The organism is Actinomadura scrupuli, assembly GCF_050971785.1.
GTDB lineage: Bacteria > Actinomycetota > Actinomycetes > Streptosporangiales > Streptosporangiaceae > Actinomadura_E > Actinomadura_E scrupuli.
Genome location: NZ_JBPCCU010000003.1, coordinates 1,019,820 through 1,040,716 on the forward strand (window position 1 = coordinate 1,019,820; position 20,897 = coordinate 1,040,716).

Genomic DNA, 20,897 nt, shown 5'->3' on the forward strand with positions numbered 1-20,897 from the left:
CCCGCGTGCTCAGCGCCCGGAGAGCCGGTCGGCGAACCGGGCGATCGGCGAGGTGCCCGGCCGGCCCCGGGACTCGGCGGCGTCGGCGGACTGGTAGAGCGCGTACATCGTCTGCACGCCGAGCCAGCGCAGCGGCTCGGGTTCCCAGCGGCGGACCTTCCAGCCGACCCAGGGCAGCGCCGTCAGCGACGTGTCCCGGCGCAGCACGAGGTCGCGCAGCGTGCGGCCGGCCAGGTTGGTGGTGGCGACGCCGTGGCCGGTGTAGCCGCCGGCGTGCCCCAGGCCGGTCGTGTGGTCGAGGACGGCGGCCGAGCACCAGTCCCGGGGCACGCCGAGCACCCCGGACCACGCGTGCGCGACCTGCCCCGCCGACGCCACGGCCGGGAACATCCGGACGAGCATGTGCCAGAGCGTGTCGACGGTCCAGTCCTGGGTCCGGCCCGCGTCGTCGACCTTCGAGCCGTACCGGTAGGGCTTTCCCCGGCCCCCGAAGGCGATCCTGCCGTCCGCCGTCCGCTGGGCGTACATGTAGTAGTGGGCCATGTCGCCGAGCAGTTCCGAGCGGGACCAGCCGATGCGGTCCCACACCTCAGGCGGCAGCGGAGTCGTGACGATCATCGAGCTGTTCATCGGCAGCCAGTCGCGGTGGTGCCCGGCCAGGCCCGCCGTGAAGCCCTCGGTGGCCCGGATGACGTACTCGGCCGACACCGTGCCGTACGGGGTCGTGGCGGCGGCCGGGGCCGCGCCGGTACGGGGGCGGATCTCCGTCACCGGGGTCTGCTCGAAGATCTCCACGCCGAGGCCGCTGACCACCCGCGCCAGGCCACGGGCGAGCTTGGCCGGCTGGACGCGTGCGCAGTGCGGGCTCCAGGCGGCGCCGAGCGCGCCGTCGATCCGCACCCGGTCCTCGCGCTCGGCCTGGTCCAGCAGCCGCAGGTCGCCGGCGCCCCAGCCCCACTCGGCGTCGTGCGCGACCATCGCGTGCAGCCGGCCGAGCTGGGCCCGGTTGGTGGCGACGGTCAGCACCCCGCCCTTGGTCACGTCGGCGTCGATGCCCTCCGCCGCGGCGGTGCGGACGACCTCGTCGACGGTTTCGAACATCTCCCGCTGGAGGGCGACGGTGGCGTCGCGGCCGTGGCGCCGCGCGTAGTGCTCCCGGGAGCCGGCCAGCTCGCCCACGATCCAGCCGCCGTTGCGCCCCGAGGCGCCGAACCCGGCGAACTCCTTCTCCAGCACCACGATGCGCAGGTCGGGCCGCTCGCGCTTGAGGTAGTAGGCGGTCCAGAGGCCGGTGTAGCCGGCGCCGACGATGCACACGTCGGCGTCGCGGGAGCCCGGCAGCCGGGCGCCGGGCTCGGGCAGGCCGATCTGGTCGAACCAGTGCGACACCCGGCCGTTGACGAACCCGTCGGCCAGCGCGGCGGGCGAAGAGGGGGCGGTCATGCGCCCATACTGCTAGATCCGTTGCAAGTACGCACTATGGGCAACGAATCTGTTGTCAATCCGTCGTCTAACGACGGGATCCGAGCCATCCGGCTCGGTCGACGGCGACGTGGATCATCGGGCCGGGCGGCTCGGGCGGCTCGGCGGCCGTCTGGACGGGCCGCATCCCGAGCCGGCGCACCACGGCCTCGGAGGCCGCGTTGCCGCGGTCGATCTCGGCGATGACCCGGGTCAGCCCGACGGTCCCGAAGGCGTAGTCCAGGATGGCGGCGGCGGCCTCGGCGGCGTAGCCGTGCCCCCAGCGATCGGGCTCCAGGCTGTAGACGATCTCGATCTCGGGGTCCTCGGAGTCGTCCAGCGGGCGCAGCCCGGCGGTGCCCAGCAGCGCGGTGCCGAGCATGCTCGAGTCGAGGACCGCGTGGCGGGGCGCCGGCCGCAGCGCCCAGAGCCCGAACCCGGCCATGGCGAAGGACCGCTGGCTGGTCACGATCGTCTCGGTGACCTCCGCCGTTGTCAGGACGTAGTCGTCGAACAGGAACCGGCGGACGAGCCGCCCGGTCCAGTGGGTCAGCAGCACCGCGTGATCGCTCATGTTGAGCGGCTGCAGGGCCAGCCGCTGGGTCCGAAGCTCGCCGGTGTCGCTCACGGATCCTCCCAGTCCACGTCCGGTTCTCCCTTCGGCACGGTCATCCGGAAGACCCGCAGTTGCAGGGCCAGCGCGCCGTAGTAGCCCACGAGGGTGACCAGCTCGACCACCGCGGGCCGTCCCAGGGTGGCGACCGCCTCGTTGTAGAGGGCGTCGCTGAGATCCTGGTCGGCGGCCATGGACCGGGCCACCTCGTGGACGATCCGCTCGCGCAGCACGGGAAGGACCGGATCGCGGCCGGTCTTCAGCGCGGCGATCTCCTTGCCGGTCAGCCCGGCCTTGCCGCCGAGCCGCTCGTGGGCGTACCACTCGTAGTCGGAGCGCCAGTGCGCGGCGACGACGAGGGTCGCGATCTCGCGCTCTCTCCTGGTCAGGCTGACCCGGAACCGGAGGGCGGCGCCGAGCTCCTGCAGCGGGCGGCCCACCACCGGGCTGTGGAGCATCGCGTTGAACGGCCCGAGCAGCCGCCCATGCTCGTCGGCGATGCGGAACAGCGGCGGCCGCTGCGCGCGCGGGCCGCCCACGATCGCGTCGTAGACCTCGCGCTGCTCCACGCTGAGGAGGTCCGGACGCAGCAGCGGCAGCCGGGTCGGTAGGTCTTCGCCGGGAGGATCGAGGTCATCGTCAATCACCTACGGCACGTTATGCGATGAAGTGGCGGAGCACATCAGGGGTCCCTGGGCCTCGGAGGGAGACCTCGGTCACCAGGAGTGAAGTCGGGACTTACCACCAGGCGAATCAGCCGAAACGGGGCGCTCACGGCGGCGTAGCGGTTTCGTAACAGTCCCACGGAAGGGTCTGCTCCGACGCCGCGGGTGGTGACCGGCCTCACCGGAGGCCGGTCCCGGGCACGAGATCGAGGGGGCCCATGGTGCTGTTGCGCATTCGCACGGAGATCGAGGACCGGCCCGGCCGGCTCGCCGTCCTGACGGCGGCGCTGGCCGCGCGGGGGGCGAACATCCTCGACCTGTCGGTGCAGGTCGACACCGAGGGCATCGTGGACGAGTTCGTCGTCGACTGTCCCCCGCACACCGAGCCCTCCGCACTCGGCGCGGCGCTGGAGGTCGCGGGCGGGGCCCGGACGGCCGTCGTGCCCGCCCGCCCCCAGGACCTCACCGACGAGCCGACCCGGGCGCTCAGCCTGCTCGCCAGGCTGCGCGCCGATCCCCGCGCGCTCCCGGAGACCCTCGCCGAGCTGCTGCGGGCCGACGAGGCGACCTGGGTGTCCGGCCCCGAGGCGGCCGAGGAGCCCGCGGGCCTGCTCACCGTGCCCGTCGGCCAGCTGCGGGCCGTACGGCTGCGCCGCGACGGGCTGCCCTTCACCGCCACCGAGGCCGCGCGCGCCGACGCCCTCGTCCGGGCGGCGCTCCCCCACTGCGGCGTGGCCCCGACCTCGCGCGCGGTGCAGCTGCGGGACGGCACGGAGATCGTGGTGCGGCCGCTGGAGGGCCGCGACCACGAGGCGGTACGCGCGATGCACGAGCGCTGCTCGATGGAGAGCCGGCGGCTGCGGTACTTCAGCGTCAAGCCCTCCCTGCCGCAGCGTGTCCTGGACGGCTTCACCGAGCGCTCGCGCGGCCTGACGCTGGTCGCCGAGGGCCCGGACGGCTCGATCCTGGCGCTGGCCCACCTGGTGCACGTGCTCGATCCGGGGGTCGCGGAGCCGGCCTTCCTGGTCGAGGACGCCTGGCAGGGCCGTGGCCTGGGCCGGGCGCTGACCGAGCTGCTGCTCGTGCTGGCGCGGGAACGCGGCCTGGTCGAACTGCGGGCCACCTTGCTCAGCGAGAACGCGCGGATGCGGCGGCTGCTGACCTCCTACGGCGGCCGGGTCCGGCGGACCGGGGATCCCGGGGTCATCGAGGTCAAGCTGCGGCCCGACGGAAGGTCGGCCGCGGTGGCGGTGGTGCCTCGTTCCGCGGCACGTTGATGGCACGTTCCAAGGAGCGGCGGGCGAATCTCATAGGAAGAATAGGCAGCCATGCTCTTGCAGCGTAACCACATGAGCCCGTTCTGAGGGGACATCCGCGGACCAGGGCCCCGATCGGCACCCCATCGCCGGCCGGCCGATGTGCCCGGGGAGCGGCCGCCTGGGACCATGGTGCGGTGAGCGGCATCTACGACAATCCCTGGGCGTACGAGCTCGCGTGCGACTTCCGGATCGTCCCCGACGAGGTCGACGCGCTGCTCGGCTGGTGCGCCCGGCACCGGAAGGCCCCGGAACCGGTGCGCACCGTGCTGGAGCTGGCCGCCGGTCCCGCCGAGCACGCCCGGGAGTTCGCCCGGCGGGGCATCGCCGCGACCGCTCTCGACCTGAGCCCCGCGATGTGCCGCTACGCCGCGCAGCGGGCCGGGGACACCGGGGTCGAGCTGGAGGTCGTCGAGGCGGACATGACCGACTTCGACCTCGGCCGCCGGTTCGACCTGGTGGTGACGATGCTCGACTCCACGGCCCACCTGATGACGCTGGACGCCTTCGTCGCCCATCTGGACCGGGCCGCCGCGCATCTGGCGGACGGCGGGCTCTACGTCCTGGAGATGAGCCATCCCGCCGACCGGCTCACCGACGACCATCGGGTCAGCACGAGCTGGACGTTCCAGCGGGACGAGGTCCGCGGCGCGGTCCGCTGGGGCGAGCCCGAGGACAGGCTGGACCCGATCACCCAGATCGTCGACGACCACGTCACCATCACCGTGCAGCGCGACGGCGAGACCCAGGTGATCCAGGGCGTCGTGCCCTATCGCTTCTGGAGCGCCACCGAGCTGGACGCCGCCGTCCGGTTGTCCGGAGCGCTGGAGGTGGCCGCCCGGTACGGCGACTTCGGCGGCGACGTCCCGCTCGACGCCCCGGACGCCTGGCGCATGATCACCGTCTTCCGGCGCGCGGCGGGCCGCTGACCGGATGCGCGCGCGGCCGCGTATGACACAGTGACAGAAGATCCGTCGGGCGGGTGACGCCGTGTAAGTGCCGAACTCACCGTCGTCCCGATAGCGTCGTCATCCGCGCAAAGGGAGGCCCATCGTGGACCATGCCGACCTCGTCTTCACCGGTGGCGCCGTGCACACCGTCGATCCGCGGCACCCCCGCGCGTCGGCCGTGGCCGTACGCAACGGGCGCATCGTCGCGGTGGACCAGGGTGTCACCGAGCTGACCGGGCCCCGCACCGAGGTGGTGGACCTGCGCGGCGGCGCGCTCATCCCCGGGTTCCAGGACGCGCACGTGCACCCCGCCTTCGCCGGGGTGGCCCTGCTCGGCTGCGACCTGTCCGCCGCCGGGAGCGCCGAGGAGGCGCTCTCGCTCATCGCCGCGTACGCCGCCGCGCACCCGGACGCGGAATGGATCATCGGCGGCGGGTGGTACATGGAGTGGTTCCCCGGCGGCACCCCCGGCAAGGAACTGCTCGACGGCGTGGTGCCGGACCGGCCCGCCTACTTCACCAACCGCGACGTGCACGGATCCTGGGCCAACTCGGCGGCGCTGCGGCTGGCGGGAGTGGACCGGCACACGCCCGACCCCGCCGACGGGCGGATCGAGCGGACCGCCGACGGCGACCCGCAGGGCACCCTGCACGAGGGCGCGGCGCTGCTGGTGACCCGGGTGACGCCGCAGCCGACCTTCCAGGAGCGGCTGGCCGGCCTGCTGGCGGGCCAGGCGCACCTGCACGCGCTGGGGATCACCGCCTGGCAGGACGCGATCATCGGTGACTACCTGGGCAACGTCGATCCCTACGACGTCTACCTCACCGCGGCGCGGGAGGGCACCCTCACCGCGCGCGTCGTGGGCGCGTTGTGGTGGGACCGGGAACGCGACGGCACCCAGATCGACGGCCTGCTCGAACGCCGCGCGAACGGCACGGCCGGCCGGTTCCGGGCCACCACCGTCAAGATCATGCAGGACGGGGTGGCGGAGAACTTCACCGCCGGGATGATCGACCCGTACTTCGACGGCTGTGGCTGCCGGACCGCGCGCAGCGGCCTGTCCTACGTCGACCCCGGCGCGCTCCGGGAGTACGCCGCCGAACTCGACGCGCACGGCTTCCAGCTGCACTTCCACGCCATCGGCGACCGGGCGGTCCGGGAGTCGCTGGACGCGGTGGCGGCCGCCGTCGCCGCGAACGGCCGGAACGGACATCGCCACCACATCGCGCATCTGCAGGTCGTCCACCCCGACGACGTGCCCCGCTTCGCCGAGCTGGGGGTGACCGCCAACATGCAGCCGCTGTGGGCCACCCACGAACCCCAGATGGACGAGCTGACGATCCCCTTTCTCGGCCCCGAGCGGGCGTCGTGGCAGTACCCCTGGGCGGATCTGCGGGCCTCCGGCGCCCGGCTCGCGGCGGGCAGCGACTGGTCGGTCAGCAGCGCGAACCCGCTGGAGGGCATCCACGTCGCGGTCAACCGGGCCGAGCCCGGCACCACCGGCCCGGCCTTCCTGCCGGACCAGCGGCTGGACCTGGCCACCGCGCTGCACGCCTACACGATGGGCTCGGCGTATGTGAACCACCTGGACCAGGAGACCGGCTCCATCGAGGTGGGCAAGCTGGCCGACCTCGCCGTGCTCGACCGGGACCCCTTCGCCGGGCCGGCCGAGGAGATCGCGGCGACCCGCGTGCTGCAGACCTTCGTGGAGGGCGAGCGGGTCCACGGCGCCTGAGGGACCCGACCGCGCGTGGAGCCGACCGCCGGCGACGGGGACGGCGGGCAGCGCACGATGCGTGCGGCGCGGGCCGCGCGGCGGAGCGGATGCCCGTGTTTCGGGAAATCGCCTGCCCTGGCCGGCTGACGAGGTCACGATGGGTGCGTGCCTCTTCGCCCCGCATCTGACGACCCCGACTCGTGGACCAAGGAGCCGGATCCCCTGCTGGCCCTGGCCCTGCGTGATCTGGCCTTCTACGAGCGGACCCGTAACGCGGCCCGTCGTTCGCACTACATCACCGAGGTGACCGCGCTGCTCTCCGCGTCGGCGACGGTGATGGCCGCCGGACTGGGCGCGCCCGCACTGGTCACGGCCCTCGCGGCCAGCGTCACGCTGCTCACCAACGGGATCAGGCAGGTGTTCAACCCGGCGGGGCGCTGGGAACTCGCGGCCAGCGGATGGGTGATCCTCTGGCGCGCCGTCAACCACTACCGGCTGCTCCCCGAGGAACAACGGGACCAGGCGGCCAGGGAAGCGCTCAAGAGCCGCATGGAAGAGGTCGGGGAGAACGAACTCCGGGAGTGGATCACCCAGCGACGCGAGGCACGCGGCAACACGAGCGGCGACGGTGGAGCCTGACGGCACGCTCAGCGGCTGACGAGGGTGCACACGATCCCGGCGGCAGGTCTACGTGACACGAACGACCGCGTCGCGGGACCCGTACACGCGCGACAGGCCCGCTCCCCCGGAGGGAACGGGCCTGTCGGAAGAGCAGGTCAGCCGCGGGCGGCCGCCGCCATGGCGGCCTTCACCGCCGCGCGCTTCTCGCGGAGCTTGGTCAGAGCCTCCTCGAGGATGGCCTCACCGTCGGCGTCGCTGCGCCGCTCCTTCACGTAGGCGAGGTGCGTCTTGTACGGCTCGGTCTTGTGCGGAGCCGGCGGGTTCGCCGAGTCCTTGCCGGCCGGAAACCCGCAGCGGGGGCAATCCCACTGCTCGGGCACGGCCACGTCGCTGGCGAAACTCGGCCGGATCTCGTGCCGGTTGGCGCAGTAGAAGGTGACCCACACCCGAGGAGCCGCCTCCCCGCGCTCGGCCTCTCCCATCGGACCCGCACCGACGCGGCTACCCCGAATCGCGCTGCCACTACCCACGGACTACTCCTCGTTGGCTTCTGCCGACACCGAACAGGTCGGTGTACGGCGATCTATCGTGTCTGTGGTCCGGGTCCGGCTCAGCCGACACCCTTGCCCTTGAACAGCAGGCCCAGCACCACGATCGAGGCGAACCAGATGACCCCGGTCGCGATCGTCAACCGGTCAAGGTTGCGCTCGACCACGGACGATCCGCCGAGGGAGGACGAGATCCCTCCGCCGAACAGGTCCGACAGGCCGCCGCCCTTGCCCTTGTGCAGCAGAACGAGCAGCACCATGAGCGCGCTCGTGACGACGAGCACGATGGACATTGTGATGATCACTGTAGTTCAGCGCCTTTTCTGGGCCGACCCCGCGGGCGCGGGGTGTGTTCTCGTATTCAGGACGGCGGATCAAGCCGTTCGGTTTACCCGTTCAACAAGAAGGGTACGACGAATGACCGGCTGCTTCAGCAGGAACACCCATGTCAGCCCGGCAGATCACGATAACGGCAGATCTTGACGAACTCGACCGGGTCCAGGCTGGCACCCCCGACCAAGGCACCGTCCACGTCCGGCTGCGCCATGATGCCGGTGATGTTGGCGGCCTTGACCGATCCTCCATACAGAATACGCACCTGATCGGCCAGGCCACCGTCGTAGAGCTCGGCGAGCCGGGTCCGGATGGCGCCGCAGACCTCCTGGGCGTCGTCCGGAGTGGCCACCTCGCCCGTGCCGATCGCCCAGACCGGCTCGTAGGCGATGACGATCCTGCGGGCCTGGTCGGCCGGGACCTTCTCCAGACCGGCCTCGACCTGGGACAGGGTGTGCGAGACGTGCTCGCCCGCCTTGCGGATCTCCAGCCCCTCCCCCACGCACATGATCGGGACGAGGTCCGCGGCGAAGGCGGCCTTCACCTTGGCGTTGACGACGGCGTCGTCCTCGTGGTGGTACTGCCGGCGCTCGGAGTGGCCGACGGTGGCGTACGTGCAGCCCAGCTTGGCCAGCATCGACCCGGAGATCTCCCCGGTGTAGGCGCCGGCGGAATGCGCCGAGACGTCCTGCGAGCCGTAGACGATCCGCAGCCGGTCCGCGTCGACCAGGGTCTGCACGGAGCGGATGGCGGTGAAGGGCGGCAGCACCGCGACGTCGACGGCGTCGAAGTCGGGGTCCTTGAGCCCGAAGGCGATCTTCTGGGCGAGGGCGATCGCCTCGAGGTGGTTGGTGTTCATCTTCCAGTTGCCGGCCATCAGCGGGCGGCGTCCGGAGACGGGCTTCTTCGCGGGTTGCGCCATCGTGCTCAGTCCTCCAACGCTTCGAGACCGGGCAGGCTCTTGCCCTCGAGGTATTCCAGGCTGGCGCCGCCGCCGGTGGAGATGTGACCGAATCCGGTCTCGTCGAAGCCGAGCGTGCGCACGGCCGCGGCCGAGTCGCCGCCGCCGACGACGGTGAAGGCCGGCGAGTCGAGCAGGCCCTGGGCGACGGCTCGGGTGCCGTGCGAGTAGGGCTCCATCTCGAACACGCCCATCGGGCCGTTCCAGAACACCGTCCGCGCGTCGGCGAGCCTGGCGGCGAACAGCTTGCCCGACTCGGGGCCGATGTCCAGGCCGAGCCGGTCGGCCGGGATGGCGTCCGCGGCGACCACGTCGTGGTCGGCGTCGGCGGAGAACGCGGTGGCCGCGACGATGTCGACGGGCAGCACGAACTCCACGCCCTTGGCCTCGGCCCTGCTCAGGTAGGAGCGGACGGTGTCGAGCTGGTCCTGCTCGAGCAGGCTCTTGCCGACCTCGTGGCCCTGGGCCTTGAGGAAGGTGAACACCATGCCGCCGCCGACCAGGATCCGGTCGGCCTTGTCCAGCAGGTTGTCGATGACGGCGAGCTTGTCGGAGACCTTGGCGCCGCCCAGCACCACCGCGTACGGCCGCGCCACGTCCTCGGTGAGCCGCCGCAGCACGCCGACCTCGGTGGCGATGAGGCCGCCGGCGGCGTGCGGGAGGCGCTGGGGCACGTCGTAGACGCTGGCGTGCTTACGGTGCACGGCTCCGAAGCCGTCGCCCACGTAGAGCTCGGCGAGCGCCGCCAGCCGGTCGGCGAACGCGCCCCGCTCCGCGTCGTCCTTGCTGGTCTCCCCGGCCTCGAAGCGCAGGTTCTCCAGCAGCGCCACCTGGCCGTCGCCCAGCGCCGCGCTGATCGCCGTCGCGGAGGGGCCCGCGGTGTCGGAGGCGAAGACCACCTCCGTGCCGAGCAGCTCCCCGAGCCGCGCGGCCACGGGGGCGAGCGAGAACTCGGGCTTCACCTCGCCCTTGGGACGCCCCAGGTGCGCGCAGACGATCACCTTGGCGCCGCGCCCGGCGAGCGCCTTGATCGTCGGCACGCTCGCCCGGATCCGCCCGTCGTCGGTGATCGCGCCGTCCTCGAGAGGCACATTGAGGTCGGAACGGACCAGCACCCGCTTCCCGCTCACGTCGAGATCGTCAATCGTCCGCATCGGACTCCTTCTGACTTGAACACTGGCTCAAACACCGCCGTGATCATGCAATCGATCGTCGATCGATTGCATGATCACGGCAGCGGGACGGGCTATGGGGTCAGAGCTGCGAGCCGACCAGGGTGACGAGGTCGCCGAGGCGGTTGGAGTAGCCCCACTCGTTGTCGTACCAGCCCACGACCTTGATCTGGTCGCCGATCACCTTGGTGAGGCCGGCGTCGAAGATGCAGGAGGCCGGGTCGGTGACGATGTCGGAGGACACGATCGGGTCCTCGGTGTAGCTGAGGTAGCCCTTCAGCGGCCCCTCGGCCGCCGCCTTCATCGCCGCGTTGACCTCCTCGACCGTGGTGTCGCGGCCGACGGTGACGGTCAGGTCGGTGGCGGAGCCGGTGGGGATCGGCACCCGCAGGGCATAGCCGTCGAGCTTGCCCTTGAGCTCCGGCAGCACCAGGCTGATGGCCTTGGCCGCGCCCGTCGAGGTCGGCACGACGTTGATCGCGGCGGCCCGCGCCCGGCGCAGGTCCTTGTGCGGCGCGTCCTGCAGGTTCTGGTCCTGGGTGTACGCGTGGATCGTCGTCATCAGGCCCTTCTCGATGACGAACGTGTCGTGCAGGACCTTCGCCATCGGCGCGAGGCAGTTGGTCGTGCAGGAGGCGTTGGAGATCACCGTGTGCGCGGCCGGGTCGTAGGTGCCGTCGTTGACGCCCATGACGATGGTGACGTCCTCGTTCTTGGCCGGCGCGGAGATGATCACCTTCTTGGCGCCGTTGTCGGCGTGCACCCGGGCCTTGTTCGCGTCGGTGAAGAATCCGGTCGACTCGATGACGACGTCGACGCCCAGGTCGCCCCACTTGAGGGCGGCCGGATCGCGCTCGGCGAAGGCCTTGATCGCCTTGCCGCCCACGACGATCTCGTCCTCGGTGGCATGCACGTCCTCGCCGAGGCGGCCGAGGATGCTGTCGTACTTGAGCAGGTGGGCGAGCGTGGCGTTGTCGGTCAGGTCGTTGACCGCCACGATCTCGATGTCTGCCCCGCTGGCCTTCACGGCACGGTAGAAGTTACGGCCGATACGGCCGAAGCCGTTGACGCCTACCCGGATGGTCACGGCACCGATCTCCTCGTACGTCGTCTTCCGCCCGGACGCTCTGCTGAGCGGCCCGGCGTCCTCTCACAACCTGACAGCAGGGGTTTATCCCTGAGGCGACCCTATCTAACCGGCACCGCAGTTCCCGACACGACGCCGGGTGAGACCAGGGGTGAGTCGGCCTCACCCTGGCAGGGGATACCGGCCGTCGCCGGGCGGCCTGGCCACAGGGCCCGCCACCCGGCCGAGTGGCCGCGGCCCATCCTATTGGTCTATACCAGTGTGGTCTAGACCATCCCCGGCGAGCGGACGTCGCGCCGAGGCCGTACGCGGATGACTACCGCTTGTAGTACTACGCTCTGTAGAGCAACCGCCCCGACCGGCCGCCGGACGGCCGCGGCGCCGGCCCCACCGGGCCGTTGCGGCATGGTGGCGCCGGCGCCGTGGCAGTGGCAGTGGCAGCCCTCAGGAAGCCGTGGACGTGGACACGCCCTCAGGAAGAGAGCATGTCGGCCGTCAGGTTGGCCTCCGTGCCCGGAATGCCCTGGTCGCCCGCGCGCTTGTCGGCCATCGCCAGCAGCCGCCTGATGCGCCCGGCGATGGCGTCCTTGGTGAGCGGCGGGTCGGCGAGCTGGCCGAGCTCCTCCAGCGACGCCTGCTTGTGCTCCAGCCGCAGCCGCCCGGCGGCGACCAGATGCTCCGGCGCCTCGTCCGCGAGGATCTCCAGGGCCCGCGCCACCCGCGCGCCCGCCGCGACCGCCGCACGGGCCGAGCGCCGCAGGTTCGCGTCGTCGAAGTTGGCGAGCCGGTTGGCGGTGGCCCGCACCTCCCGGCGCATCCGCCGCTCTTCCCAGGCCATCATGCTGTCGTGCGCCCCGAGCCGGGTCAGCAGCGCGCTGATCGCGTCGCCGTCACGGACCACGACCCGGTCGACGCCGCGCACCTCCCGCGCCTTCGCATGGATCTTGAGCCGCCGGGCGGCGCCGACCAGTGCGAGCGCGGCCTCCGGCCCCGGGCAGGTGACCTCCATCGACATCGACCGGCCCGGCTCGGTCAGCGAGCCGTGCGCCAGGAAAGCGCCCCGCCAGGCGGACTCCGCGTCGCAGGCCGCCCCGGAGACCACGTGCCGCGGCAGGCCCCGCACCGGCCGGCCGTTGTTGTCGATCAGACCCGTCTGCCGTGCCAGTGACTCCCCGTCGCGGAAGACCCGCACGACGTAGCGGTTGCCCTTGCGCAGTCCACTCGGTGCCAGCACGACCACGTCAGAGGTGTGCCCGAACACCTCCGCGATGTCCTTGCGCAGCCGGCGTGCCGCCGATCCGGTGTCGATCTCGGCCTCGATCACGATGCGGCCACTGACGAGGTGCAGCCCCCCGGCGAACCTCAGCAGCGTCGACACCTCGGCCTTGCGACAGCACGGCTTCATGATGGACAGCCTGCTCAGCTCGTCCTTCACCACGCCGGTCATCGCCATAGATGTAACCCCTCCCCCAGTTGACACACACGCTACAGCCAGTCTTCCGCATCGCGGCCTCGGCTGCCCGGCCTTAACCTTGCGGAGCTGCAAAGATCTGGGCGAGGGCTTGGGCCAGCCGGGCGGGATCATGCCGGGGAGATCCGTCGTCGGCGGCCACCTCGGCGAGCAGCAGGGTGCCGCCGAGGGCCTGCACGGCCTTCTCCAGCGCGCCCGCGTCCTCCACCAGGCCCGCGTCGGCGAGGACCACGTCGATGCGCAGGCCCGGCGCGTGCGCCTGCAGCACCTCCAGGTGGTTCTGCGGGGAGAAGTCGTCGGTCTCCCCCGGCTGCGGCGCCAGGTTGAGGGTGAGCACCCGCCGTGCCCGGGTGCGCACCAGCGCCTGCGCGAGCTCGGGCACCTTCAGGTGCGGCAGCACGCTGGTGAACCATGATCCGGGCCCGAACACCAGCCAGTCGGCCTCCGCGATCGCGGCCAGCGCCTCGGGGCAGGCGGGCGGATCCGGCGGCACCAGCGAGACGCTGCGCACCTTGCCGGGGGTCATCGCGCACGCGACCTGCCCGCGGACCTGGCTGAGGTCGTACGGCGCGGCGGGGTCGGCCCCCTCGACCTCCGCGACGATGTCGAGCGGGACCGTGGACATGGGCAGGACCCTGCCCTGCGCGCCGAGCAGCCGGCCGACCCAGTCGAGGCCGCCCACGGGGTCGTCGAGGAGTTCCCAGAGGGCGACGATGAGCAGGTTGCCGACCGCGTGGTCGTGGAGGTCTCCCTGGCTGCGGAACCGGTGCTGGACCAGCCGGCTCCAGGTCTGGCCCCACTCGTCGTCACCGCACAGCGCGGCCAGCGCCATCCGCAGGTCGCCGGGGGGCAGCACGCCGAGCTCGCGGCGCAGCCGCCCGCTGGAGCCGCCGTCGTCGGCCACCGTCACCACGGCGGTGAGCCGGTCGGTGACCCGGCGCAGCGCGGACAGCGAAGCGTAGAGGCCATGGCCACCGCCGAACGCCACGACCTTGGGGGATCCGCTCACCTGGTGGCCCGTCTCCTTATGCCCCCGCGGTCGCCCGCGGTCCCGCAGTGCTCCCTGACCACCGTCAACGGCGGCCACGGCCCGACAACGACAGGCCTATTCCCGGCCGAGATCGCGGTGGGCGATCTGCACGTCGAGCCCCTCGTCCCGCAGCCGGGCGGCGAGCTGCTCGGTCATCGCCACACTACGGTGTTTTCCGCCGGTGCAGCCCACGGCGAGCGTGACGTAGTGCTTGCCCTCGCGCTCGTAGCCGTCGGTGAGCAGGCGCAGCACCTCGGTGTAGGCGTCCAGGAACTCCTTGGCGCCGCGCTGGCCCAGCACGTAGTCGCGGACGGCCTGGTCGCGGCCGTTCTGCGCGCGGAGCTCGGGCACCCAGTGCGGGTTGGGCAGGAAGCGGCAGTCGACGACCAGGTCGGCGTCGACGGGTAGCCCGTACTTGTAGCCGAAGGAGACGACGGTCGCGCGCAGGCTGGACTCCCCGGTGTCGTCGCCGAAGAAGCCCACGATCTTGGCGCGGAGCTCGTGCACGTTGAGCCCGGTGGTGTCGAGCACCAGGTCGGCCTCGGCGCGGACCTCGAGCAGCCGCTCCCGCTCCCGGGCGATGCCGTCGACCAGCCGCCCGTCCTCCTGCAGCGGATGCGGCCGGCGTACGTTCTCGAAGCGCCGCACCAGCTCGCCGTCGCTGGCCTCCAGGAACACCACCCGGGGGTGCACGCCGCGCGCCTCCAGCTCCTCGATCGAGGTGTGCAGGTCGGTGGTGAAGGCGCGGCTGCGCACGTCGACCACGGCGGCGATCCGCGGGACGGCGCCCTGCACCCGCCCGCCGAGGTCGGCCATGGTGGCGAGCAGGCCCGGCGGGAGGTTGTCGACCACGAACCAGTCGAGGTCCTCCAGCGACTTGGCCGCGGTGCTGCGTCCCGCACCCGACATGCCGGTGATGATGACGATGTCCGGGATCTGTTTGCCGTGTGCCTCGCTCATCCTGCTCCCCCCGCTCGTCCGCCCGTCTCCTGGGCGTTCAGTGCCGCCGTGATCGTCTCAGCGATGCGGCGCCCGATGCCGGGGACCTCGGCGATCTGGTCGGGCGTCGCCTGCCGCAGCCGCTGCACCGACCCGAAGTGTTTCAGCAACGCCGTGCGCCGCGCCTGGCCGAGACCAGGAACGTTATCGAGTTCGCTGGCCGTCATGCTCTTGGAGCGCTTGGCCCGGTGGAACGTGATCGCGAACCGGTGCGCCTCGTCCCGGACCCGCTGCAGCAGGTACAGCCCCTCGCTGGCGCGCGGCAGGATCACCGGGTCCTCGTCGGCGGGAAGCCAGACCTCCTCGAGCCGCTTGGCCAGCCCGCACACCGCGATGTCGTCGAGGCCCAGCTCGTCCAGGGCGCGCTGGGCGGCGGCCACCTGGGGCGGGCCGCCGTCGATGACGACCAGGTTGGGCGGGTAGGCGAACTTGCGCGGCTTGCCGGTCTCCGGGTCGATCGGCTGCGCCCGGCCCTCGTCGTGATCGCCGAACCCGTACGCACTGAGCACCTGGCCGGCGGCGGCGCGGTCACCGGCCTCGTCGGCGGCGTCGTCGGGGCGGGGCTCGGTGACCCGGTCGCGTTCGTCGAGATAGCGCCGGAACCGGCGGGAGATCACCTCGTGGATGGAGCGGACGTCGTCCTGGCCCTCGACCCAGCGGATGCTGAAGCGCCGGTACTCGCTCTTGCGCGCCAGCCCGTCCTCGAAGACCACCATGGAGGCGACGACGTTGGTGCCCTGCAGGTTGGACACGTCGTAGCACTCGATGCGCAGCGGCGCCTGGTCCAGCTCCAGGGACTCCTGGATCTCCTGCAGCGCCTTGCTGCGGGTCGTCAGGTCGCTGGCGCGGCGGGTCTTGTGCTGCTTGAGCGCCTCGTGCGCGTTGCGCGCGACCGTCTCCATCAGCGTCTTCTTGTCGCCGCGCTGCGGCACCCGCAGGCGTACGGGCGCGCCGCGGTGCTCGGACAGCAGCTCGGCCATCGCCACCGGCTCCGGAGGCTCCTCGGGCACCAGCACCTCGCGCGGCACCGACTCGCTCTCGCTGTAGGCCTGGATGAGGAAGTGCTCGACAAGGTCGCTGGTGCTGACGTCCTCGACCTTGTCGACGACCCATCCGCGCTGGCCGCGGATCCGGCCGCCGCGCACGTAGAACACCTGGACGGCGGCTTCGAGCTGGTCCTCGGCGAGCGCGATCACGTCGCACTCGGTGGCGTCGGGGAGCACGACGGCCTGCTTCTCCAGCGCCCGCTGCAGGGCCCGGATGTCGTCGCGGAGCCGGGCGGCGCGCTCGTACTCCTCGACCTTGGCGGCCGCCAGCATGTCGCGTTCGATCCGCTTGATGAACCGGGTCGCGTTGCCGGCCATGAAGTCGCAGAAGTCCTCGGCGAGCAGCTGGTGCTCTTCCTTGCCGACCCGGCCGACACAGGGCGCCGAGCACTTGCCGATGTAGCCCAGCAGGCAGGGCCGGCCGATCTGCTCGGCCCGCTTGAACACGCCCGCCGAGCAGGTCCGGACCGGGAAGACGCGCAGCAGCAGGTCGACCGTCTCGCGGATGGCCCAGGCATGGGAGTACGGCCCGAAGTAGCGGACGCCCTTGCGCTTGGCCCCCCGCATGACCATCACCCGCGGATACTCGTCGTTGACCGTGACGGCAAGGTAGGGGTAGGACTTGTCGTCGCGGTAACGGACGTTGAACCGCGGGTCGAACTCCTTGATCCAGGAGTATTCGAGCTGGAGGGCCTCCACCTCGGTGCCCACCACGGTCCAGTCGACGCTCGCGGCCGTCTGCAGCATCGACTGGGTCCGGGGATGCAGGCCCGCGAAGTCGGCGAAGTAGGAGTTCAGCCGGGAACGCAGGCTCTTGGCCTTGCCGACGTAGATCACCCGGCCGTGCTCATCGCGAAACCGGTAGACGCCGGGCGATTCTGGGATCGACCCGGGTGCGGGCCGGTAACTCGCCGGATCTGCCACACCAACCAGAGTAGTGCCGCCATCGGACAGTCCACGCGCCACGAACCCGCCGTCCGGCCCGGCGGCGCCGGACCTGCCGCCGGAGCCCCCGAGGCCCCGGCCGCGGTCCGGCCGCGCCGGGCGTCAGGCCAGGTGGATCTCGCCGCCCTTGACCTTGATCTTCTTGGCGGCGAGGGGTTCCTTGGCGGGGCCGGCCGTCACCGAGGCATCACTGATCTTGAACTTGCTGCCGTGGCAAGGACAGTTGATGGTGCCGCCGGAGACCGAGCCGACCGAGCACCCCCGGTGGGTGCAGACGGCGCTGAAGGCCTTGAACACGCCCTTCGCGGGCTGGGTCACCACGATCTTCTTGCGCTTGAAGATCCTGCCGCCGCCGACCGGGATGGAGCTGGTCTTGCCCAGCGCCACGGCCGCGGGGGCCTTGGCCGGTTGCGTGCCGTCGCCCGGCGACTGGGCGCCTTCGGTGGCGGACCCGGCGCCGCCGTCGGCACTTCCCGAGGCCTCGGAGCCTCCGCAGGCGGAGAGGACTCCGGCCGCCCCGACGAGTCCCACTCCCATGAGGAGTCCCCGCCGGCTGTTCCCCTCCACCGGCGATACCTGGCCCGAGCCGTCCTGCGCGGACGCGGGCGCGGAACGCTCTTCATCCGGTGCGGACTCCTGTCGCATGCACGACCTCCTTCTGTCTCGTACCCGCCCGGCATGAGCGGGTTGTGGACGCTTACCGGGAGGTACGGCAGGTGACGGCGGCCGGTTCAACGACCGGCCGGTGAACGGGATGCCGGCCGGGCCCCCGACCGGCCGGATCCCGCTCAGCCGAGCAGCTTGGCCAGGAAGACGCCGGTGTGGCTCTCCTCGACCTTCGCGATGTCCTCGGGCGTGCCGGCCGCGACCAGGGTGCCGCCCCGGGATCCGCCCTCGGGGCCCATGTCGATGATCCAGTCGGCGGTCTTGATCACGTCGAGGTTGTGCTCGATGACGATGACGGTGTTGCCACCGTCCACGAGCCGGCCGAGCACGCCGAGAAGCTTGCGGATGTCCTCGAAGTGCAGGCCGGTGGTCGGCTCGTCCAGCACGTAGATCGTCCGCCCGGTGGAGCGCTTCTGCAGCTCGGAGGCGAGCTTGACCCGCTGCGCCTCGCCGCCGGACAGGGTGGGCGCGGGCTGGCCCAGCCGGACGTAGCCCAGGCCGACGTCGTTGAGGGTCCGCAGGTGCCGGTGGATGGCCGGGATGTTCTCGAAGAACTCCGCCGCCTCCTCGATGGGCATGTCGAGGATCTCGGAGATCGTCTTGCCCTTGTAGTGGACCTCGAGCGTCTCCCGGTTGTAGCGGGCGCCGTGACAGACCTCGCAGGGGACGTAGACGTCCGGCAGGAAGTTCATCTCGATCTTGATGGTGCCGTCTCCGGAGCAGTTCTCGCAGCGGCCGCCCTTGACGTTGAAGGAGAAGCGGCCCGGCATGTAACCGCGGATCTTCGCCTCGGTGGTCTGCGCGAAGAGCTTCCGGACATGGTCGAAGACACCGGTGTAGGTGGCCGGGTTGGACCTGGGGGTCCGCCCGATCGGTGACTGGTCGACGTGCACGACCTTGTCGAGCTGGTCGACGCCGGTGACCCGCTTGTGCCTGCCGGGGACGGTCCGGGCACCGTTCAGCTGCTTGGCCAGCGCGCTGTAGAGGATGTCGTTGACCAGCGTGGACTTGCCCGAGCCGGAGACCCCGGTGACCGCGGTGAAGACGCCCAGCGGGAAGGCGACGTCGACGCCCCGCAGGTTGTGCTCCTGCGCGCCCTTCACCACGATCTCGCGGCCCTTCACGGGCACCCGGCGGACGGCCGGGATCGGGATGGAGCGCCGCCCGGAGAGGTAGGCCCCGGTCATCGAGTCCGGTGACTCCAGCAGGTCGGCGACCGTGCCGGACACCACGACCTTGCCGCCGTGCTCGCCCGCGCCGGGGCCGATGTCGACCACCCAGTCGGCGGCGTGGATGGTGTCCTCGTCGTGCTCGACGACGATCAGCGTGTTGCCGATGTCGCGGAGCCGGACGAGGGTCTCCAGCAGCCGGTGGTTGTCGCGCTGGTGCAGCCCGATCGACGGCTCGTCCAGGACGTAGAGCACGCCCACCAGCCCGGAACCGATCTGGGTGGCCAGCCGGATCCGCTGGGCCTCGCCGCCGGCCAGCGTCGCGGAGGCGCGATCGAGGCTCAGGTAGTCCAGGCCGACGTCGAGCAGGAAGCCCAGCCGGGCGTTGACCTCCTTGAGCACCCGCTCGGCGATGTGCGTCTCGCGTTCGTCGAGCTCCAGCGCGAGCAGGAACTTGGCGCACTCCCCGATCGGCATGCCCGCCACGTCCGCGATCGACCTGCCGCCGACCGTGACGGCCAGCACCACGGGCTTGAGCCGGGCGCCGTGGCAGGTCGGGCAGGGGATCTCCCGCATGTAGCCCTCGAAGCGCTCCCGGGTGGCGTCGCTCTCCGACTCCGAGTGCCGCCGCTGCACGTACGGGACCACGCCCTCGTAGCTGGTGTAGTACGAGCGCTGCCTGCCGTAGCGGTTGCGGTAGCTGACGTGCACCTGGGTGTCATGGCCCTGCACGATGGCCTTGCGGGCCTTGGCGGGCAGCTTGTCGAAGGGCGTGTCCAGGTCGAAGCCCATGGCGTCGCCGAGCGCGCCGAGCAGGCGCAGGAAGTAGTCGCTGATGTGGCCGTTGGACCACGGCGCGACCGCGCCCTCGTTGAGGGTCTTGTCGCCGTCCGGGATGAGCAGCTCGGGGTCGACCTCCATGCGGGTGCCGAGCCCGGTGCAGTCGGGGCAGGCGCCGTACGGCGAGTTGAACGAGAAGGAGCGCGGCTCCATCTCGTCGAAGGACAGGTCGTCGTACGGGCAGTAGAGGTGCTCGGAGTACATCCGCAGCCGGTGCTCGTGGTCGTCGGGCAGGTCCACGAAGTCCAGCACGATGGTGCCGCCGGCCAGCCCCAGCGCCGTCTCGACCGAGTCGGCCAGCCGGCGCTGTGCGCCGTCCTTCACCGCGAGCCGGTCGACCACGACGGAGATGTCGTGCTTCTCCTGCTTCTTGAGCGTGGGCGGCTCGTCCAGCCGGATGGCCACGCCGTCGACGAGCGCCCGGGAGAAGCCCTTGCTCTGCAGCTCCCTGAACAGCTCGAGGTATTCGCCCTTGCGACCGCGGACCACCGGGGCCAGCACCTGGAACCGGGTGCCCTCCTCCAGCTCCAGCACCCGGTCCACGATCTGCTGGGGGGCCTGCTTGCTGATCGCCCGGCCGCAGACCGGGCAGTGCGGGTGGCCGATCCGGGCGTACAGCAGGCGCAGGTAGTCGTAGACCTCGGTGATCGTGCCCACCGTGGACCGCGGGTTCTTGCTCGTGGACTTCTGGTCGATGGAGACCGCCGGGGACAGTCCCTCGATGAAGTCGACGTCGGGCTTGTCCATCTGGCCCAGGAACTGCCTGGCATAGGACGACAGCGACTCGACGTAGCGCCGCTGCCCCTCGGCGAAGATCGTGTCGAACGCCAGGCTGGACTTGCCGGATCCGGACAGCCCGGTGAACACGATCAGGGCGTCCCGCGGCAGGTCGAGCGAGACGTCCTTCAGGTTGTGTTCGCGCGCTCCACGAACGATGAGTCGGTCATGCACGGTGTATTCCGGTTCCCCTTGGGCCTGGGCAAGACATACCTCTGTCAGGCTAGCGAGGGGGTACGACAGAATCGCTCACAACAGCGGCACCCCCACCTCGCCAAGCACAGACCGTACACGTGTTCGAAGCCGGGCACCCCCTGAATCGGGGGTACGTCCGGGAGCCCGGCGGTGACTCCGCAGGCGTCCGCCACGGGGGTCTGCGCACTCCAGCGTACGTCCTGCGGCCGACTGGGGAATCCGGGATCGCGGCACCCCCGGGCGCGTCCCGCCGGGTCCCGGAAAAAGGCCCGGAACATAGCCAATTATCGTGGAATTCACGGCTTATTAACGGAA

At 71.3% G+C, this 20,897-nt stretch carries 18 protein-coding genes; 4 read left to right on the top strand and 14 right to left on the bottom strand.

All coding sequences use genetic code 11. The features are described 5' to 3' along the window. Positions 1–9: 9 nt before the first annotated feature. The 3 genes from ACRYCC_RS19070 to ACRYCC_RS19080 all read right to left on the bottom strand — a co-directional run bounded on the left by ACRYCC_RS19070 (position 10) and on the right by ACRYCC_RS19080 (position 2,721). Entirely contained in the window at positions 10–1,443 is a 1,434-nt protein-coding gene (locus ACRYCC_RS19070; protein ID WP_433813816.1) for an NAD(P)/FAD-dependent oxidoreductase, read from the bottom strand. 67 nt (positions 1,444–1,510) lie between these two features. Next, positions 1,511–2,089 (bottom strand): GNAT family N-acetyltransferase, encoded by a 579-nt coding sequence (locus ACRYCC_RS19075; RefSeq protein ID WP_433813817.1) that lies wholly within the window; start codon positions 2,087–2,089, stop codon positions 1,511–1,513. After that, positions 2,086–2,721, bottom strand: coding sequence for a carboxymuconolactone decarboxylase family protein (locus tag ACRYCC_RS19080; protein ID WP_433813819.1), 636 nt, complete (start codon positions 2,719–2,721; stop codon positions 2,086–2,088). The genes ACRYCC_RS19075 and ACRYCC_RS19080 overlap by 4 nt, the downstream gene beginning before the upstream one ends. Before the next feature lie 236 nt (positions 2,722–2,957). Between ACRYCC_RS19080 and ACRYCC_RS19085 the strand changes: the two genes are divergently transcribed. From ACRYCC_RS19085 to ACRYCC_RS19100, 4 genes are all read left to right on the top strand, one after another. Beyond that, positions 2,958–4,016, top strand: a complete 1,059-nt coding sequence (locus tag ACRYCC_RS19085) for a GNAT family N-acetyltransferase (RefSeq protein ID WP_433813821.1) — start codon at positions 2,958–2,960, stop codon at positions 4,014–4,016. Positions 4,017–4,192: 176 nt separating this feature from the next. Further along, positions 4,193–4,984 (top strand): class I SAM-dependent methyltransferase, encoded by a 792-nt coding sequence (locus ACRYCC_RS19090; protein WP_433813823.1) that lies wholly within the window; start codon positions 4,193–4,195, stop codon positions 4,982–4,984. 124 nt (positions 4,985–5,108) lie between these two features. Continuing rightward, positions 5,109–6,740 carry an amidohydrolase gene (locus ACRYCC_RS19095; RefSeq protein WP_433813824.1) on the top strand — a complete coding sequence of 544 codons (1,632 nt, stop codon included), beginning with the start codon at positions 5,109–5,111 and terminating at the stop codon, positions 6,738–6,740. 147 nt (positions 6,741–6,887) lie between these two features. Further along, positions 6,888–7,361 carry a hypothetical protein gene (locus ACRYCC_RS19100; RefSeq protein WP_433813826.1) on the top strand — a complete coding sequence of 158 codons (474 nt, stop codon included), beginning with the start codon at positions 6,888–6,890 and terminating at the stop codon, positions 7,359–7,361. 137 nt (positions 7,362–7,498) lie between these two features. On the opposite strand, the gene ACRYCC_RS19105 is transcribed toward ACRYCC_RS19100, so the two are convergent. From ACRYCC_RS19105 to uvrA, 11 genes are all read right to left on the bottom strand, one after another. Next, positions 7,499–7,873 (bottom strand): RNA polymerase-binding protein RbpA, encoded by a 375-nt coding sequence (locus tag ACRYCC_RS19105; RefSeq protein WP_433813827.1) that lies wholly within the window; start codon positions 7,871–7,873, stop codon positions 7,499–7,501. An 80-nt stretch (positions 7,874–7,953) separates the two neighbouring features. Beyond that, a complete protein-coding gene (gene secG / locus ACRYCC_RS19110) occupies positions 7,954–8,196 on the bottom strand; it encodes a preprotein translocase subunit SecG (protein ID WP_433813829.1) in 243 nt (80 codons plus the stop codon). Between the two features lie 143 nt (positions 8,197–8,339). Further along, on the bottom strand, positions 8,340–9,146 hold the full coding sequence (tpiA, locus tag ACRYCC_RS19115; RefSeq protein WP_433813831.1) for a triose-phosphate isomerase: 807 nt from the start codon (positions 9,144–9,146) through the stop codon (positions 8,340–8,342). Between the two features lie 5 nt (positions 9,147–9,151). Next, positions 9,152–10,339: a phosphoglycerate kinase gene (locus ACRYCC_RS19120; protein ID WP_433813833.1), complete on the bottom strand. Its 1,188-nt coding sequence runs from the start codon at positions 10,337–10,339 to the stop codon at positions 9,152–9,154. A gap of 100 nt (positions 10,340–10,439) precedes the next feature. Then, positions 10,440–11,444: a type I glyceraldehyde-3-phosphate dehydrogenase gene (gene gap / locus ACRYCC_RS19125; RefSeq protein WP_433813835.1), complete on the bottom strand. Its 1,005-nt coding sequence runs from the start codon at positions 11,442–11,444 to the stop codon at positions 10,440–10,442. 472 nt (positions 11,445–11,916) lie between these two features. Further along, on the bottom strand, positions 11,917–12,897 hold the full coding sequence (gene whiA / locus ACRYCC_RS19130; protein WP_433813837.1) for a DNA-binding protein WhiA: 981 nt from the start codon (positions 12,895–12,897) through the stop codon (positions 11,917–11,919). Positions 12,898–12,970: 73 nt separating this feature from the next. Beyond that, positions 12,971–13,924 (bottom strand): gluconeogenesis factor YvcK family protein, encoded by a 954-nt coding sequence (locus tag ACRYCC_RS19135; protein WP_433813838.1) that lies wholly within the window; start codon positions 13,922–13,924, stop codon positions 12,971–12,973. A gap of 96 nt (positions 13,925–14,020) precedes the next feature. Then, entirely contained in the window at positions 14,021–14,905 is an 885-nt protein-coding gene (gene rapZ / locus ACRYCC_RS19140; RefSeq protein WP_433813840.1) for an RNase adapter RapZ, read from the bottom strand. After that, positions 14,902–16,914, bottom strand: a complete 2,013-nt coding sequence (gene uvrC, locus ACRYCC_RS19145) for an excinuclease ABC subunit UvrC (RefSeq protein ID WP_433813842.1) — start codon at positions 16,912–16,914, stop codon at positions 14,902–14,904. The genes rapZ and uvrC overlap by 4 nt, the downstream gene beginning before the upstream one ends. Positions 16,915–17,037: 123 nt before the next feature. Further along, complete coding sequence (locus tag ACRYCC_RS19150) at positions 17,038–17,580, bottom strand: Rieske (2Fe-2S) protein (RefSeq protein WP_433813843.1); 543 nt, start codon at positions 17,578–17,580, stop codon at positions 17,038–17,040. A 143-nt stretch (positions 17,581–17,723) separates the two neighbouring features. After that, on the bottom strand, positions 17,724–20,561 hold the full coding sequence (gene uvrA / locus ACRYCC_RS19155; protein ID WP_433813845.1) for an excinuclease ABC subunit UvrA: 2,838 nt from the start codon (positions 20,559–20,561) through the stop codon (positions 17,724–17,726). Positions 20,562–20,897 lie beyond the last annotated feature (336 nt).